Source organism: Vibrio sp. JZG120, assembly GCF_053890955.1.
Genome location: NZ_JBSRRK010000002.1, coordinates 394,388 through 411,388 on the forward strand (window position 1 = coordinate 394,388; position 17,001 = coordinate 411,388).

At 47.0% G+C, this 17,001-nt stretch carries 14 protein-coding genes; 7 read left to right on the plus strand and 7 right to left on the minus strand.

From position 1 onward, the window contains the following. Nucleotides 1-120: 120 nt before the first annotated feature. Complete coding sequence (locus ACWPOD_RS07610) at nucleotides 121-1,860, minus strand: sodium:solute symporter family transporter (RefSeq protein ID WP_456231739.1); 1,740 nt, start codon at nucleotides 1,858-1,860, stop codon at nucleotides 121-123. Nucleotides 1,861-1,989: 129 nt separating this feature from the next. Here ACWPOD_RS07610 and ACWPOD_RS07615 point away from each other — a divergent pair, with 129 nt between their 5' ends. The 4 genes from ACWPOD_RS07615 to ACWPOD_RS07630 all read left to right on the plus strand — a co-directional run bounded on the left by ACWPOD_RS07615 (nucleotide 1,990) and on the right by ACWPOD_RS07630 (nucleotide 8,207). Further along, nucleotides 1,990-2,667, plus strand: coding sequence for an oligogalacturonate-specific porin KdgM family protein (locus ACWPOD_RS07615; RefSeq protein WP_005482845.1), 678 nt, complete (start codon nucleotides 1,990-1,992; stop codon nucleotides 2,665-2,667). 15 nt (nucleotides 2,668-2,682) lie between these two features. Further along, entirely contained in the window at nucleotides 2,683-4,911 is a 2,229-nt protein-coding gene (locus ACWPOD_RS07620; RefSeq protein WP_456231740.1) for a right-handed parallel beta-helix repeat-containing protein, read from the plus strand. A gap of 300 nt (nucleotides 4,912-5,211) precedes the next feature. Next, nucleotides 5,212-6,984: a sodium:solute symporter family protein gene (locus ACWPOD_RS07625; protein WP_005487072.1), complete on the plus strand. Its 1,773-nt coding sequence runs from the start codon at nucleotides 5,212-5,214 to the stop codon at nucleotides 6,982-6,984. Nucleotides 6,985-7,040: 56 nt separating this feature from the next. After that, on the plus strand, nucleotides 7,041-8,207 hold the full coding sequence (locus tag ACWPOD_RS07630) for an oligogalacturonate lyase family protein (protein WP_167427158.1): 1,167 nt from the start codon (nucleotides 7,041-7,043) through the stop codon (nucleotides 8,205-8,207). Nucleotides 8,208-8,293: 86 nt separating this feature from the next. Here the strand turns inward: ACWPOD_RS07630 and ACWPOD_RS07635 are convergent, their stop codons facing one another. From ACWPOD_RS07635 to ACWPOD_RS07645, 3 genes are all read right to left on the minus strand, one after another. Next, entirely contained in the window at nucleotides 8,294-9,067 is a 774-nt protein-coding gene (locus ACWPOD_RS07635; protein ID WP_167427159.1) for a siderophore-interacting protein, read from the minus strand. 211 nt (nucleotides 9,068-9,278) lie between these two features. Then, a complete protein-coding gene (locus ACWPOD_RS07640) occupies nucleotides 9,279-11,201 on the minus strand; it encodes a prolyl oligopeptidase family serine peptidase (RefSeq protein ID WP_456231741.1) in 1,923 nt (640 codons plus the stop codon). 255 nt (nucleotides 11,202-11,456) lie between these two features. Beyond that, complete coding sequence (locus tag ACWPOD_RS07645; protein WP_006740964.1) at nucleotides 11,457-12,041, minus strand: LysE family translocator; 585 nt, start codon at nucleotides 12,039-12,041, stop codon at nucleotides 11,457-11,459. A gap of 114 nt (nucleotides 12,042-12,155) precedes the next feature. On the opposite strand from ACWPOD_RS07645, the gene ACWPOD_RS07650 reads away from it, so the two are divergent. Together ACWPOD_RS07650 and ACWPOD_RS07655 are read left to right on the plus strand one after the other, a co-directional pair. Next, entirely contained in the window at nucleotides 12,156-12,596 is a 441-nt protein-coding gene (locus ACWPOD_RS07650; protein WP_029862756.1) for an Lrp/AsnC family transcriptional regulator, read from the plus strand. A 215-nt stretch (nucleotides 12,597-12,811) separates the two neighbouring features. Further along, the gene (locus tag ACWPOD_RS07655; protein WP_456231742.1) at nucleotides 12,812-13,990 is read left to right on the plus strand and encodes a lytic polysaccharide monooxygenase; all 1,179 of its coding nucleotides are present in this window, start codon (nucleotides 12,812-12,814) and stop codon (nucleotides 13,988-13,990) included. Nucleotides 13,991-14,106: 116 nt separating this feature from the next. On the opposite strand, the gene ACWPOD_RS07660 is transcribed toward ACWPOD_RS07655, so the two are convergent. The 3 genes from ACWPOD_RS07660 to ACWPOD_RS07670 are packed head-to-tail and all read right to left on the minus strand — an operon-like array spanning nucleotide 14,107 to nucleotide 15,737. Beyond that, the gene (locus ACWPOD_RS07660) at nucleotides 14,107-14,727 is read right to left on the minus strand and encodes an HAD-IB family hydrolase (protein ID WP_048625535.1); all 621 of its coding nucleotides are present in this window, start codon (nucleotides 14,725-14,727) and stop codon (nucleotides 14,107-14,109) included. 38 nt (nucleotides 14,728-14,765) lie between these two features. Then, entirely contained in the window at nucleotides 14,766-15,077 is a 312-nt protein-coding gene (locus ACWPOD_RS07665; protein ID WP_048625536.1) for a cupin domain-containing protein, read from the minus strand. Nucleotides 15,078-15,086: 9 nt separating this feature from the next. Further along, nucleotides 15,087-15,737: a Qnr family pentapeptide repeat protein gene (locus ACWPOD_RS07670; RefSeq protein ID WP_167427162.1), complete on the minus strand. Its 651-nt coding sequence runs from the start codon at nucleotides 15,735-15,737 to the stop codon at nucleotides 15,087-15,089. 496 nt (nucleotides 15,738-16,233) lie between these two features. On the opposite strand from ACWPOD_RS07670, the gene ompW reads away from it, so the two are divergent. Further along, nucleotides 16,234-16,878 (plus strand): outer membrane protein OmpW, encoded by a 645-nt coding sequence (ompW, locus tag ACWPOD_RS07675; RefSeq protein WP_167427163.1) that lies wholly within the window; start codon nucleotides 16,234-16,236, stop codon nucleotides 16,876-16,878. The last annotated feature ends 123 nt before the right edge of the window (nucleotides 16,879-17,001 follow it).

Genomic DNA, 17,001 nt, shown 5'->3' on the forward strand with positions numbered 1-17,001 from the left:
GAGCAATTTGCCAACGCCTGCGGCTCCACCGTAGGCGTTTTTTTATGTGCAGTTTTGGCGAGTTAAAAATCCAACTTTCCATTAGGCGCGACACAAAACAACGCGCCCAACACGGTTTACTTACTTAGTTTTTTGTTTCTGCCAAGCACGTTTAGAGTGCAGGGTAGGTTGTAGTAGGAACAAGCTAAACAGCAACACAATGCAGCCAATTGCGACAAAGATGGATTGAGAAGAGCCCGCTAACACGACGCCGGCAAGAATCAGTAACATGCCCGCCAACGCTGTGATGGAGCCGACATAAAGCCCTTGCTTATGATTGATAGGGGACTGCTCCTCGTCGCTGATCGGTGTGGCTAGTTGAATCGCAAGTGCAGTGCGACTTTGCTGGATTGATGGTGACTCTTTGGCATAAAAGACCCGAGCAGACAGGAAGAAGCCTCCCGTCACCAGTAAATGAACGGCAAGCGTTGCGACCACGGACAGGTCTTTGCTTTCTCTTGGCGTTAACGGTGAGGAAGAGAGCCACTGTACATCAAAGATAAAAATCATAAAGAGCGATACTGCGCATCCGACCATAACGGTGGCCCATCCCGACCAGTTTGGTGTTTTCAAGCTGACAAGCGCAAGCAGAGATGGGATGTTGATTGGCATCTGAATGAACGCCGCGAACACAATCATCATGTCGAACAAGCTGTACGACTCAACAGACGCCAGCAGCAAAGCTGTGACCGTGGCTAATACGCCAGATACTATCGTCGCAATTTTTCCAACCATCAACTGCTGACGACTGGTAGCATTTGGGTTGAACCACACTTGGTAGAGGCTTTTGACCACAATGCCAGCGTTGCGGTTGTGTGCTGATGAAAGCGGTGCAATGGTCGCGGCCACCAATGCCACCATCACCAATCCGAGTAAACCTTGAGGCATGTAATGTTGGATGTAGTAAAGATAAGCGGCGTTGTTCGCACTCTGCTCTAGTGCAGGATAAATCGCCAGTAAATCGATGTTTTGCGCTGCCACGAACCACGCTGGCATAAACCACAGTACAGGGGCAAAAACAAACAGCACACCAGCAACGAATGCGGCCTTGGTGGCGTCTTTATCGTTGGCGGTGGTCAGAAAGCGATAGCAGCTCAAGGTGTGGTTATTACTCATGGTTTGTTGCAGCAGCATGGCGATTGCCCACATCACAAACAGAGACGGCATCCTGATCTGTTCACCATAAATTGGCGTGGTGTACGCAAACACTTCGCTTGGTGAGTCAAAGTGTTGCAGTGCGGTATAGCCGATCACTAGAGTAATGGCGATCAGCAAAACTAATTGAATCACATTCGTCACAGACACCGTCCACGCGCCGCCACTCACGGCGATCAAAGTGACGATCACCCCCATAGCGAGAATGGTGGTCGACATCTCAATGGCAAAAACGGCAGAGAAAAAAGACGCCAATCCGTTCATCCAAATAGCACAGGCGATCAAAGTCAGCGGAAAGCTTAACCATGTGAATAGCTGTTCTGATGTGTGGCCAAACCGTACTCGAATCACTTCCATGGCGGTTTCTACGCGTAACCTTCGATAGCGACGCGCAAAAAACGCCGCCGCGACGAAAAATCCCAACGCATTTCCCCAAAAGATGAACATCACGCTGATGCCATCTTCATACGCTTTGGCAGCGGCACCCGTAAACGTCCACGCTGAAAATTGCGTCATGAATGCTGTCGCGCCAGCCATCCACCACATCATGGTTCCTCCACCTTGAAGGAAGCCGTTCGACGAGGTGGAAAAGCGGCGAAATAGCCACGCAGCGATCCCAATAAAGAGCAGATAGATCATTACGATCATCGAATCCAATAAAGTCATGTGTCATAGCTCACGAAAAAATTAAAACACCGTTTTAAAGATCACAAAAATACCGATAAGAACTTTATCAGTACGTAATAATGAATATATTAAAACAAGATTTATTATAAAATAAAATGGTGTTTCAAAATGAAAGTTAGATACCTTACTTCTGCACTCTTACTTGCAATGACTTCTGGTTTAGCGGCTGCCGCATCGGTGGATATTCGTCATGAATATGTGCCTGATCGTGATGGTGACGAACATCGAGATCGTATTTACGTTTCTCACCGTTTCGACAACCAAATCGGTTTTAGCGTGGAAGCAAAATGGAACTACAAAGATGGTCACATGGGCAATGCAGGCCATGAAACTGGCGTGAGCTACCGTTGGAAAGCGACCGACAATTTCTCTCTAACGCCGGGCATTAACATTGATGCCAGCCCATCGGGTGCGTCAGTGTTCAAGTACAACTTGACTGGCGCGTACAAAATCAATGACGAGTGGGATGTCGCTGCGCGTATTCGTCATGGGTACAAAAACACGGACGACTCGCGCTACAACCAGCTCAACCTTTACGCAAACCGTAAGTTTGAATGGGGCAAGCTTGGCGTAGAAGCGGAGTACAAAGATATTCATGGCGGTGAAGGTGGCTGGAAAGACAAAGGTCATGATCAGCTGATCGACTTTAAAGGCGAATACACCAAGTTAGAAAGTGGCGTGATTCCATTCTTCGCTATCGCGGCTATCACGCACAAGGGTGACGGCTCAGAGTTTAAAGATGAATATGTTCCTCGTTTCCGTGTCGGTTTGAAATACAACTTCTAACAAGGAAAAGTGACCATGAAAAAACACACTTTAGCCTTGTGTCTGGCGGCCATATTGGCCCCAGTCGCACACGCTGCTGAGATTAAGGTCGAAGACCTGACTTGGAAAGCGATCACTTTTGGTCAATCGACCGACATGAACTTTGGCTCAACCATTTTGCCGGAAAAAGTCGGCGTGAACCAAGTGACGGTCAATGGTGAGGCTGTCGCTGCTGGCAAGTTAGCGTCCACATTTACCATTGAAAGCCGCGGCGGCAAGTTAGCTAACTCGCATGAAGGACTCACCTTTTACTACACCGAGCTACCAACCGATGTGAACTTTACCCTCAGTGCCGATGTGGTGCTTGAACAGCTTGGCCCAGAAACGGGCGCGACACCCAACCGCCAAGAAGGCGCAGGTTTGATGGTGCGCGACATTCTAGGTGCCGAGCGTTTAGTGCCGCAACCTGAGGGCCATGAAGAGTTTCCGTCTGCATCGAACATGGTGATGAACCTAATGCGTTCTCACACCCGCACGAACGATGGCATGACCAACATCAACGCATCGTTTCGTGAAGGCGTTTATCAACCTTGGGGAACACCGGGTAACCGTTTAAGCCGTGTCGATTATGTGGAAGGGGTGCCTTACGGCACGGCTGAAACCTACCGCATGACGCTGACACGCACCAATGATGGTTTCAAAGTCAGCTACCGTAATGGCGAAAAATTCGTTGAGCAAGCGGTAAAAGGCGCGAATGCCAATATCGTTGAAATGCAAAACTCAGACTCGCAATACGTCGGCTTCTTTGCGTCACGCAATGCAAAAATGACGGTGAGCAATGTCGATTTGCAGCTTGCTGCGGCGGATACCGTGGACGCTCCAAAATACGCGGCCAAGCAGGGAGAATTGGTATTCCAAATCGCTTCTTCACCTCGATCTGCAACCAAGGAGTATCCGGTTCAAGCTCGTGCCAACTACTCGGGCGAATTTGAAGTTCTGCACAATGACAAAGTGGTTGCGAAGCAAACCGTGACGGCGGGCGAGTTGTTCAGCCAGTGGCTGACACTCGATAGCGGCGCGAATCAAATGGAAGTGAGATTCACCGCCATTGACGGCCCAAACAAAGAGACACAAGCGCATCGTTACAGCGTTGACGTTGTTTCTCTGCCAGACCCAATGACGCTGTATGTTGCACCAAACGGCAGCGACAAAGGCAACGGATCTCAAGCACAACCGCTTGATTTAGCTACCGCAGTAGAACTGCTTCCTGCTGGTGGCACCATCATTTTGAAAGATGGTGACTACCAAGGGATGGAAATCCCGCTGACGGCGAGTGGCAGTGTCGACAAGCTCAAGCACCTACGTGCGGAAAGAGACAATGTTCGCTTTGTTTCGGAACTTCGTCACGAGGCAAATTACTGGCATTACCAAGGTATTGAAGTTGCGGGTGCGCAGTTCATTGTTCATGGTAGCCACAACACCTTCGAAAAAATGGTGACACACGGCGCTCCAGATACTGGTTTCGTGATCACCTCTCCTGAAAACATTGGCCGCGCACTGTGGGCAAGTTACAACCAAGTGATTGAAAGCGAAAGCTACAACAACATGGATCCTTCGCAGATCAACGCAGACGGTTTTGCGGCCAAGATGCGTATCGGCGATGGCAACACCTTCATCCGTTGTTTGTCTCACCACAACATTGATGACGGTTGGGACTTGTTCAACAAAGTGGAAGATGGCGCAAACGGTGCGGTGACCATTTTGGATTCCATCTCTTTCAGCAACGGGCGCACACTCGATGTTGCCAACAAGGGTGGCACGATTGGTAACGGCTTCAAGCTAGGCGGCGAGGGGATTCCGGTTCCACATGTGGTGAAAAACAGCCTGTCTTTCAATAACAATATGGACGGATTTACGGACAACTTTAACCCTGGTGCACTGGTATTGAGCGACAACGTGTCGATTGATAACAAGCGCTTCAACTACTTGTTCCGTAAGAGCCCATATTCCGGCGAGATTGAGCAAGGCACGTTCACCAATAACCGTTCTTACCGATTCCACGTCAGCAGCAAATATGACGACGTGATCAACAGTGCGAAATCGACTGGCAATGCGTTGGTCGAAAATGGCACGACTTACACCAGTGATGGCAAAGCGGTCGACAGCAAAACGCTCGCGCCATTAAAGCAAGCGTCGGTGATTGATACCCAGCAAGCCATTCCGGGTAAGCAAGAGGCGATGCAGCTTAAGCAACTTATTCACTAACGAGTAACTACGGGCTCTCAGGAGCCCTTTTTTTCGTCAAAACTCACCTTACAACGGTCGCATTTTTACGCTTTTCGACTTGTCAGTGACAATCTCTTTTTGGTTCTAAGATTAACTAAGGGAATGCAGCAACGACGAGTATGGATCCGCAATTATTTACAAGACGCTCACTATTGATCTTCATCACGTTTGAACGCAAAAAATAAAAAATGAACCGTTGTTTTGATTTTTGTCTCAGTTAGTTTTGTTTTTTGAAAATATAATTTATCTAAATTAAAACAGCGTTTCGAGGTTTCTATTATGGAATACGATTACTTAGTAATAGCAGGCTACTTTGCCCTGATGGTGGCAATCAGCTTGCTGTTCAAAAAAATGGCAAGCAATAGTACCAGCGACTATTTCCGCGGGGGCGGTAAGATGCTTTGGTGGATGGTTGGTGCCACAGCATTTATGACTCAGTTCTCTGCATGGACGTTTACCGGTGCAGCGGGTAAAGCGTTTAACGATGGCTTCGCGGTATTGGCCGTGTTTGTTGGCAACATGGTGGCGTACGTTTTCGCTTACTTCTACTTTGCTCGCCGCTTCCGCCAAATGCGAGTCGATACACCAACTGAAGGGGTAAAACGCCGCTTTGGTAACACTAACGAGCAGTTTTTCACTTGGGTAATCATTCCGTTAAGTGTGATTAACGCGGGTGTTTGGCTAAACGGTTTGGGTGTGTTTGCTTCTGCGGTATTTAATGCCGACATCGTGACTACTATTTGGGTGACTGGCCTTGCGGTATTGGCTATCTCATTGCTGAGTGGTGCGTGGGGCGTAGTGGCGTCGGACTTTATTCAAACGCTGGTTGTTGCGGTTATCTCCATTGCTTGTGCGGCAGTTGCATTGTACGTCGTTGGTGGCCCTGGCGAGATCGTTGAGAACTTCCCTGGTGGCTTCATCATGGGCCCAGATATGAACTACCCACTACTGTTAGTTTGTACGTTCATCTTCTTCGTAGTGAAACAGCTGCAAAGTATCAACAACATGCAGGAGTCTTACCGTTTCCTTAACGCGAAAGATTCGAAAAACGCAAGCAAAGCTGCGCTGATGGCGCTTGTGATGATGCTATTTGGCGCGGTAATTTGGTTCATCCCACCTTGGGCTTCAGCAATCCTGTACCCAGATGCAGCAACGCAATACTCATCATTGGGTGCGAAAGCAAGCGATGCGGTTTACCTTGTCTTCGCTCGTGAAACAATGCCTCTAGGCACCGTTGGTCTGCTCATGGCAGGTCTGTTTGCGGCGACCATGTCTTCGATGGACTCAGCACTAAACCGTAACTCAGGTATTTTCGTTCGCAGCTTCTACTCAAACATCGTGCGTAAAGGCCAAGCTTCGGATAAAGAGCTACTGCGTGCTGGTCAAATCGCATGTTTGGTGAACGGCATCCTCGTTATCATGATGGCTCAGTTCTTCAACTCACTGAAACACCTAAGCTTGTTTGACCTAATGATGCAAGTGGCGACGCTACTTCAATCACCAATCCTAGTTCCATTGTTCCTTGGCATCATCATTCGCAGAACGCCGAAATGGGCACCATGGGCAACAGTTGTGGTTGGTATGTTTGTCTCTTGGTCAGTGGTGAAAATCTTCACTCCAGAATTTGTTGGTAGCTGGTTCGGTATGGATGAGCTAACACGCCGCGAAGCAGGTGAAATGCGCACAATGATCACCATTGCTGCTCACCTTGTCTTTACTGCTGGTTTCTTCTGCCTATCGACTCTGTTCTACAAAGAAGAAACAGACACGCACAAAGAGACAACGGCGGAATTCTTTAAAGATGTGGACACCGAGTGTGTTGCAGAAGAAGGCCAAGACATTGTTGACCGCATGCAACGCGCGAAATTGGGTACGCTGGTTATCTACATGGCCGCAGGTTTAACACTGATGGTGTTGATTCCAAACCCACTATGGGGCCGCTTATTGTTCCTTGCCTGTGCAGCGTCAGTCTTTGCTGTGGGCTACGGCTTGAAGAAGAGTGCCAAGCTAGACACGCAGCCCTCTAAAGTAGCCGCGACAACGACCCAATAATCTGAATTTTTGTTTTGGCTGCCCTCGCTTGGGCAGCCCTTTTGTGGAGATATATTATGGCTAAAGGTGATGTGATTACTCTCAACTTCGAAACGTTTGTTGATAGTGATACCCAAGTGAAAGTGACGCGATTAACGCCAACGGACGTGATTTGTCACCGTAACTACTTTTACCAGAAGTGCTTTACTCAGGATGGAAAAAAGCTGCTGTTTGCAGGTGATTTCGACGGAAATCGCAACTATTACCTGCTTAACCTTGAAACGCAACAAGCAGTCCAACTGACGGAAGGTAAAGGTGACAACACCTTTGGCGGTTTCATTTCGACGGATGAGCGTGCCTTTTTCTACGTGAAAAACGAACTGAATTTGATGAAAGTCGATTTAGAAACGCTGGAAGAACAAGTCATTTATACGGTCGATGAAGAGTGGAAAGGCTACGGTACTTGGGTGGCAAATTCTGACTGTACCAAGTTAGTCGGCATCGAGATTTTAAAACGTGATTGGCAACCGCTGACATCGTGGGAAAAGTTTGCCGAGTTCTACCACACCAATCCAACTTGCCGCCTAATTAAAGTGGATATCGAAACCGGTGAGCTGGAGGTGATCCATCAAGACACTGCGTGGCTAGGTCACCCGATTTACCGTCCGTTTGATGACTCAACGGTTGGTTTCTGTCATGAAGGTCCGCATGATTTGGTGGATGCGCGCATGTGGCTGGTCAATGAAGATGGCAGCAACGTTCGTAAGATCAAAGAGCACGCAGAAGGTGAATCGTGCACGCACGAGTTCTGGATTCCAGATGGCAGCGCAATGGCGTACGTTTCTTACTTCAAAGGTCAAACTGATCGCGTGATTTACAAAGCTAACCCAGAGACATTAGAGAATGAAGAAGTGATGGTGATGCCACCTTGTTCTCACCTCATGAGTAACTTCGATGGTTCTTTGATGGTCGGTGATGGTTGCGATGCGCCAGTTGATGTTGCAGATGCAGACAGCTACAACATCGAAAATGACCCGTTCTTGTATATATTGAACACAAAAGCGAAATCGGCGCAAAAACTGTGTAAGCACAGCACATCTTGGGATGTGTTGGATGGCGATCGCCAAATTACTCACCCGCATCCGTCATTCACACCGAACGATGATGGCGTGTTGTTTACCAGTGACTTTGAAGGCGTTCCTGCGATTTACATTGCGGACGTGCCGGAGTCTTACAAACACTGATTACGTCAAACATGATGATGAAAAACGCCCGGTGATGCCGGGCGTTTTTATTGGGATGAGAGCTGGAATCGAAAAGACATGAACCACTATTGGTTGGATTCCGCGTCTTCACGTTTAATCACTTTGTGCCCATCTTCAGACACGCCTTGCTTCCAATAGCTGCTGATGTAGATATTCTCGCGATCGACTTCTTTCTCATTGCGGAAATATTGGCGCAGCGCACGCATTGAATCGAACTCACACGCACACCATATCGAAGCGTTACCATCTAACCACTCGAGTTCGCGAACGCTATCAGCCAAGGTTTGCCCTTCGGTTAGCCAAATCAACTCCATGCCTGCTGGCGCGTGTAGGGGTTGGATGTCGGCTGGAGACATCACGCTGATCACTGCGTAGCCTTTGGCCTCTTCTGGCAACGTACGAATTTTCGCAGAAAGCGCTGGAAGTGCCGTCATATCGGCAGCCATGAAGAACCAATCCGCCTCAGTATTTAAGTTGGAGATGCTACCCGGCCCCACGATGCTGATCGTGTCGCCTTTTTGCGCGGCCATTGCCCAACGTGCGGCAAAGCCACACTGTAAATCTTGTGTGGTGTGGCGGACAAAGTCGACTTCGATGGTGTGTATTTCCGGATGGAAACGACGAATAGTATAGGTTCGCATTAATGGTCGGTCATCGTCGCTTAGCGTGCTCAAATCGGTACCGCCCATCTCATTGAACAATAGCTTGATGTAGCTACCTTCGCAGTCGCGTGGAAACTGGCTTAGCGCTTCACCTTGCAAAGTAATACGCTGCATATTTGGGGTAATTGTCTCTGTATCTGTGACAACAATCGTTTTAGGTTGAGGCTTCTTCTTCATCTTTGACTCTACTCGATAATTATTCTCTTTCTCATTTAAGGTTATCAAGATCTCTCATAAGAGGGTAGTGTCTTTATATAAATTTACACTGTGAATTGAGCTGGATTATTGGAGTATTGCAGTAGTACTGGGGACTGGGGCGAGCAAAATACGTAGAAAAAATAAGAAAGGGCACGCCAACATGCCCTCTCGAACTTAACGATGTAAAGGCTTACTGAGTCTGCTCAAGTAAATGTGTTTTTAGGAATCTATCCATCGCTTGGTAACCATCAAGACGGTTCTCTAAAGAGCGGAATCCGTGCCCCTCATTTTCCTTCACGATGTATTCGACCTCGACGCCTCGTTCACGCAGTGCATTAACGATTTGGTCTGACTCGCTCTTCACCACGCGTGGATCTTGTGCTCCCTGTAGAACCAATAAGGGTGCCTTAATTTGGTCGACATGGAACACTGGTGAGTAGGCTTTCATCATTTTCGCGTCTTCAGAATCATTCGGATTGCCTACTTGCTCGTGTAACATTGCAAGGAATGGTGCCCAATAAGGTGGAATGGAGTCCATAAAGGTAAATAAGTTAGATACGCCAACGTAGTCGATTCCGCACTTATACAAATCAGGAGTGAATGTCACCCCCGCCAGAGTTGCGTAGCCGCCATAAGAGGCACCATAAATACATACGTTGCCATCTTGTGCGTAACCTTGTTCGGTAGCCCATTTGACACCGTCGGTAATGTCATCCTGCATGGATTGTCCCCATTGCTTGAACGACTTCTCCCAAAACTCGCGACCATAACCAGTTGAGCCTCTGAAGTTCATTTGCAGCACGGCGATACCACGGTTAGCGAATAATTGTACCTCAGGCTGAAATCCCCAGTGATCACGAGCCCATGGACCACCGTGTGGGAGCACAAGCAAAGGCAGATCTTTGGCTTCTCGACCCTTCGGCAGCGTTAGGTACCCATGAATGGTTTCTCCATCGCGAGCGGTGTATTGGATAGGCGTCATCTTCGCCATATGTTCTGGCTTATGCCATGGAGCGTTTTCTGCCAATTTCTCCAATTTGTCTGCTTTACGATCGTAGAAGTAGTAATTTGGTCGATCGACATCGCTGTAGGTGACGACAATCATTTTACTTTCATCTCGCGTCGCACTGGTTACAGAAATTTCTACATTTGGCAGTTTCTCTGAGAGGCGCTCGAAGGTTTGTTGGTAGGAATCATCTAAGAAGTGATAGTGGTTTTTATCTGTCACGTAAGAGACTGAAACCAGCTTATTAAGCGCTTCAGAGTAGTGAGCGCTATTCACGTCAACTTCCGGGTGAGAGAAGATTTCTCGTATTTCTTTATTGGCTTTTACATCGTATTCAACGATGGCTGATTTATCACGCGTAATTCGTGATGCCACATATAAGTTTTTGTTGTCCGGCGTGAATGAAATGGGGCTAAAGCTCTCTTTGAAAGTGAGATTCTTTAGCGGCTTAAATTCATCTTCAACCGTATCGCGATATAAAACGGAGGTATTAACACCATCTGATGTGGTGATGACACGAATGTTGCCATCGTGATCGGTACCCCATGAGCGCACATTGCCCGGGTTTTGCGCGACGAGAGTATTTTCGCCTGTTTTTAGATTATGTCGATAGACATCAAAGACTTGCGGGTTACGCTCGTTACTCGAAATCAAAATGTCATCGGGTTGATTGTCTAGTGTGTCGATAACGTATGCCACAACACCGGATGTCGGTGTGATGGTTTTCTCTTCGCCTGTTTTGACATTAACCGTCACGAGATAAAAGTTCTCATCTCCTCCCGTATCACGAGAGTAAATTACGGTGTCTTCGCCAACCCAGTAGTAGTATGCAATGTCGCGCCCTGTTACGGATGTGACGCGTTTTATCTGATCGGGGTTATCTGTGGGATAAACAAAGACGTTCTTACGGTCTTGCCATGGCTTCATCATTGAGATGTAGTCACCAGCAGGAGAGATTTGATAGCTAGAAACTTCGCTGTTTTTAAAGAAATAATCCACTGGATACTCGGGTGGAATCATTTCAGCATCGGTTGTAGTGGATGTTTGACTGCAACCCGCCAATAATAATCCAAAAGTGGCAGCAAGAATAAGCTTGCGAGTGTGCATTGTGTAACGCTCCTTGTGTAAAGGACCTTAAGCTCATGAGCTTTTGGCCAGGGTGATAGATTCATCGCAGTTACTGCGAGCAAGCAACGAACATAAAAATAGCTGTGGCTTATGATTAGCGTGCTTTTAATAAATAGCGCATTGCTTCGCTACTATGACCCTGGCATTGTCCAAAAGTGGCGTTAGATTATGATTATTGATTCAGTATCTACCTGAACTTTGTATTAGATCACGGTTTTACGGATATTTTGTCTTCTATATCATTGGGATAGTCGACAGCAGTAAAAGCGCTGCCATCCCATAGTTAAACCCTTTTACACGCCTAGATGTGGTCAACCAGCGTTGAAGTTGCATGCCTGCCGCAGTCCAAAATGTTACCGATGGCAAGTTAGCTAAGCAGAAGATACCCGCGATAAAAGTCAGTTCAAGCCAAGAACCGCCACTGGTGTATACCGTAATGGCCGTCAACGCCATCGACCAACCCTTCGGGTTCACCCATTGGAATGCCACCGCCCCTAAAAAAGACATTGGGCGAAAATCGTGTTTTGCTTCGGTTTTGCCGCTCGTGGCGATTTTGTACGTCAAGTACAGCAAATAACTCAAGCTCAATACTTTCAAAATGGAGTGAGTAATCGGGTAAGCGTTGAAGAGACTCATCAAACCAATGCCTACTAAAATCAGCATGGCACCAAAACCGAAGGTAATGCCCAACATGTGTGGAATGGTGCGTTTAAATCCAACATTTGCCCCTGAGGTCATCAACATAATGTTATTGGGACCCGGCGTAAAAGTGGAGACAAAAGCGAACAACGCCAAAGCGCCCAGTTGATGATATTCCATAGATTGTTCCTTGAATCAGTTCTCGATAAGTTGAGAACAACTATAAGTAGAACTGAGGTCAATATTGTGCTTTTATTTGATGATTAGAAACTAAATAAGCAATGAAACATCATCATGGATAGATTTGACGAAAGAATATTGCAAGTGCTCAAACGAGATGGAAGAATCTCCAATGTGGAGCTGTCGGAACGCGTTGGTTTATCTCCGTCTGCAACCTTACGCCGAGTGCAAGATTTAGAGCGTAAAGGCGTGATCAAAGGCTACCGAGCAGTACTGGATAATCAGCAACTTGGCGTGGGTTTTGTCGCTTATGTGTCGATTGGTTTGGCCTCGCACTCTAAGCAAGCACAGCTTGGTTTTGAAGAACACGTGCGCTTTGTGGATGAAGTGGTGGAATGTCACAATATTACGGGAGCTAATGAATATTTAATACGCGTAGAAACGCAAAGTTTAGCCGCATATAAAGCGTTCCATGCCGATGTACTGGGTGAGTGTGAGCACGTCAAGTCGATCACAACCATGGTGGTAATGGACACACCGAAAGACGAACGTTAGTCGGTCAAGAGTGGCATGGTTTTGTGGCACATGAATTTGAAGTGACTCGAAAGAGTCAGTCGAGTATGAGATAAGTACACAACAAATGCTGGAAAGCAGATGGCACTCTTACAATTTCCACCTTTATTCTCACCTTCGAAATAATCTCATCCTGCTAGTTTTGCTTAAACCGCTTGTGTTCATGAGCGGCGAGTCAGCAAATTTAAGGATGAACGATGAAATCACATGTAACACTTCCTCTTTTGAGCTTAAGCGCTGTTGCCGCATTGAGCTCATTTAACGTCAACGCCCACGGCTGGGTAGAATTTCCAAGTGCTCGTCAGAATACGTGTTATTTAGACGGTGGTTTTTGGACTAATGAGATCCCCAACCAAGCGTGTAAAGCGGCTTTTGAAGAATCTGGTGCTTACCCGTTTGTGCAACGCAGTGAAATTGCAGCAAACGTACCAAATTACCGAGATATGGAGCATGTTAAAGCCGTAGTCCGTGACGGCGAACTGTGTTCTGCTGGAGATGCGGCTAAGAAAGGCTTGAACATTCCTTCTCCAAACTGGCAGCGCACCAATGTTACGCCAGATGCAAATAACCAGATTGAATTGGTGTTTTACGGCAAGGCGCCGCACAACCCATCATACTGGGAATTCTATCTCACCAAGCCGACCTATGATGATTCAAAGCCTCTTACTTGGAGTGATTTAGAGCTGATCGACACCGCAGGTGATGTGTATGTTGATGCGGAAAAACGCTACCGTATACAGGTGACTTTCCCAGCTGAGCGCTCGGGCGATGCAGTGCTTTATACTCGTTGGCAGCGCATTGATGTGGCTGGTGAAGGTTTCTACAACTGTAGTGACATTACGTTAAACGGAACAGGTACGACGCTGCCGACTGACCCCGTTGATCCAACCGAACCGGGTAATAATCTGACATCTCTGGGCTACTTTGTTCAGCAAGGTTTTGGACCAGTAGAAGCGGGTGACACCATCCGTTTCCGTACGTTTAATGCGACAGGCAATGAAATTGTTGATATTTCACTGCCAATCAGCGCAAACAATACGACGACTTGGGCGGCAGAAATTGCGGATCAATTTAACGCGCAGCAAACGGGCGATTGGTATGTGGGCATTTGGCATCAAGAGATGAACCACTACATGTTCGATGGTAAGAACGTGAATGCGAACCAAGTATTAGCGCCAAGCGCAGACTTCAGTTATGCGTTGTCACTGATCAAAGCGGATGTACCGCCACCAGTTGAACCAACCAACTTATGGGACAAGACGGCCGTTTACGACCAAGGTGATGTGGTGACGCACAACGGTAAAGAATGGACTGCCCAGTGGTGGACGTCTGGTGAGGAACCAGGCACAACGGGTCAATGGGGTGTATGGCGTTAAGCCATTTATTCGGGCCCTGATCAATAAAACCCTTCTCATGTGAGAAGGGTTTGTTTTTTCAGTCTAAAACGACCACTTTGGCGGAGTGGTTGTCTTGAAAATCAGAGCACATATCGTTATTCGCTTGCTCTCCACTCGATCCAGTTGAGCATCGCGTAGTCTGCCAGTTTGAGCATCGGAATGTCTTCGTGTGTATCACCGTAGGCATAAATAGACTCAAACTCGTCGAGCGAAAACGCCGCCTTAACGCGCGAGACTTTTCTTTCTAAACTGCAATCACCTTGCTGGTAAAAGCCACTCAGTTTTGGCTGTTCTGAGATCAGTTCACTGCACAGCAAGCGGTAACCGTTCGCTTCACACCAAGGCTTGAGATACGCATTGAGTGATGCCGACACCACCACAATGGTATCGCCTCTGTGTTGATGCCACGCCAACCTTTCCATCGCTTCTGGCCGTAAGTACAGCGGGATCACTTCATGGGCAAACTGAGCGCCAATCGCTTCAATTTGCTGCGTTTCTTTCCCTGAAAATGCAATAAAACTGCTGAGCGGACGCATAAGACGAGCGGGTAACACTCCGAGTTTGTACAGCGCATAAAATGGCATGATAGCGACCTTTCCTACTCGCTTGCGCAGGCCATAAGCAGAATAGTGGAGGAAAAGGCTAAACATATCCTCTCGGGTAATGGTGCCATCAAAATCAAACAGTGCCAGTGACGGCTTGGTAGTATCGAGCAAATTCAGCGCCTATTTTTCGATTTAAGATCGTTTTGTGTTTATTGATAAAACACTGCCAACCAAATGGTTTCTTGCGTTGGGTCAGTCCAGCTCACTTTGTGTTTAGTATGAGCTGGAATCGTAATGTGATCGCCTGCCTCAAGTCGTTTCACTGCACCTGATTCAAAAGTCAGCTCTCCAGTTCCTTTAAGAACCAATACCCATTCATGTTCTTCTTGATCGTACCAGCCACTTTTGGGCGAGGTTTGCCCTGTTGAGACAATGCGTTCTATACGCAGGTTTTTGTGGGTCAGCAGGTCTTCGAACACTTCCTCGTCGAGGTTATTCGGTAAGTCTTTAAACAGGTTCATGGCCTTTCCTTAGATAATGATCAGTCCAAAAGGCGCAAGCAATTGCTCTTGTTGCCAATCACAAATTTTAACACCAAACAGAGAAACGCGGCGAACATCCAGCCCGTCTAGTTCGACATGAGTCAGATCACATTGCTCAACGTTAAAGGCTCCCCATTGTTCTGGCGAGAATTCGCAGCGAGATAAATCCGAGCCTTTAAGAGTTGCCCCCGCGAGGTTCGCTCCGTTCCAACGGTTTTCAAAGAGGTCACATTTTTCTAGTAACACTCGCTCGAAGTTACAGTAGGTGAGGTTGCAGCCAGTAATAAAAGCAGAACAGAAAAACATGGTGTTACTGACGCGATTAGCAAAGTTCGCACCTTGGAAGTTTGCCCCTTTGAGATCGCACTTACGCAGCTCCAAGCCCATACAATTTGCGCCGTTAAACAGGCTCATCGCCAACATACAGTTTGTAAAGCTGGCATCTTTTAAGTTCGCGAAGCGAAAACTACACCCCTCTAGCGCTTTGGATTCGATAAAGCGACAGTCGATGAACTTAGCATCGCGCAGATCGGCATGGTCGAAACTGCACATATAAAAGTGGCAGTTTTTAAAGATGGCATTCTGAAAATCGTGATGAGAAAAGTTTTCTCGTTCAAAAATGAGATCGGTTTTTAACATATCTTCTCCTTAGCTGCGAGCAGACTAGCACTCCAAGTGACTGATTTTCCAGAAAAATAACTTCTTGTATTTCAGTGTTTTACAAACCCCTCAAATCGCGATTTTAAGGGGTCAAATGAGCGTTTTAAGTAGGTGGTTTTTTGAAAATAGAAGACGTAGAGGAAGAAAAAAGTTTTTGCTGTCTACGGACCTTAGCGAGAGGATTCGTGTTGTTGAGCATGTATAGCTTCTCACACGCACAGTTTGCATTACAGGATTGTATCCGATTTGCATAATTTGTTGATCGGTATGGCGTTTCTCTATACAAAAAACCTATATTTTTCACAAATTGATTTCCATCAAAATAGTAGGGTTTCTATGTGCTAGATTGCGCGCAGCTCAAAAAAATATAGATGCCCGTGTGCTTCAAGGCGATGAGTTTACTTGAAATCTAAGGCCAGTCAGCAGGCACACCTTTGGGTACGACATAACGAAGCCCTATAAAAGGAAATAAAAAATGAAAAAAACAATCTGCAGTCTAGCAGTGGTTGCTGCACTCGTGTCACCAAGTGTTTTCGCTCATAAACAAGGTGACTTCGTTCTTCGTGTTGGTGCGGCGTCTGTCGTTCCAAATGACAGCAGCGATAAGATTCTTGGTTCTCAAGAAGAATTGAAAGTGGATTCAAATACGCAGCTTGGTTTGACGTTTGGCTACATGTTCACAGATAACATCAGCCTAGAGCTTCTAGCAGCAACACCATTCAGCCACGATATCTCAACAGATTTGTTAGGTCTTGGTGATATCGCGGACACCAAACATCTTCCACCAACGCTAATGGTGCAGTACTACTTTGGCGAGCCACAAAGTAAGTTCCGTCCATATGTTGGTGCAGGTCTCAACTACACCATGTTCTTTGATGAGGGTTTCAATAGCACGGGTAAAGGCGCTGGCCTTTCAGATCTTAAGTTGGAGGACTCATTCGGTCTAGCAGCGAATATTGGTGTGGACTACATGATTAACGATCAATGGTTCCTCAACGCTGCTGCGTGGTACGCAAACATTGAAACAGAAGCAACTTACAAAGCAGGTGGAGCGAAGCAAAAAACCGACGTCAAAATTAACCCTTGGGTATTTATGATCAGCGGCGGTTACAAGTTCTAAGAAAAACCAGTAGTTACACGCACATTACTATTATTGGCATGACTTTGGGGGCGGTTACGGGGACTGCCCCTCTTTTTTATCCTCGTTTTGATTGCACATCATTTACTCCACTTAGCAACATGC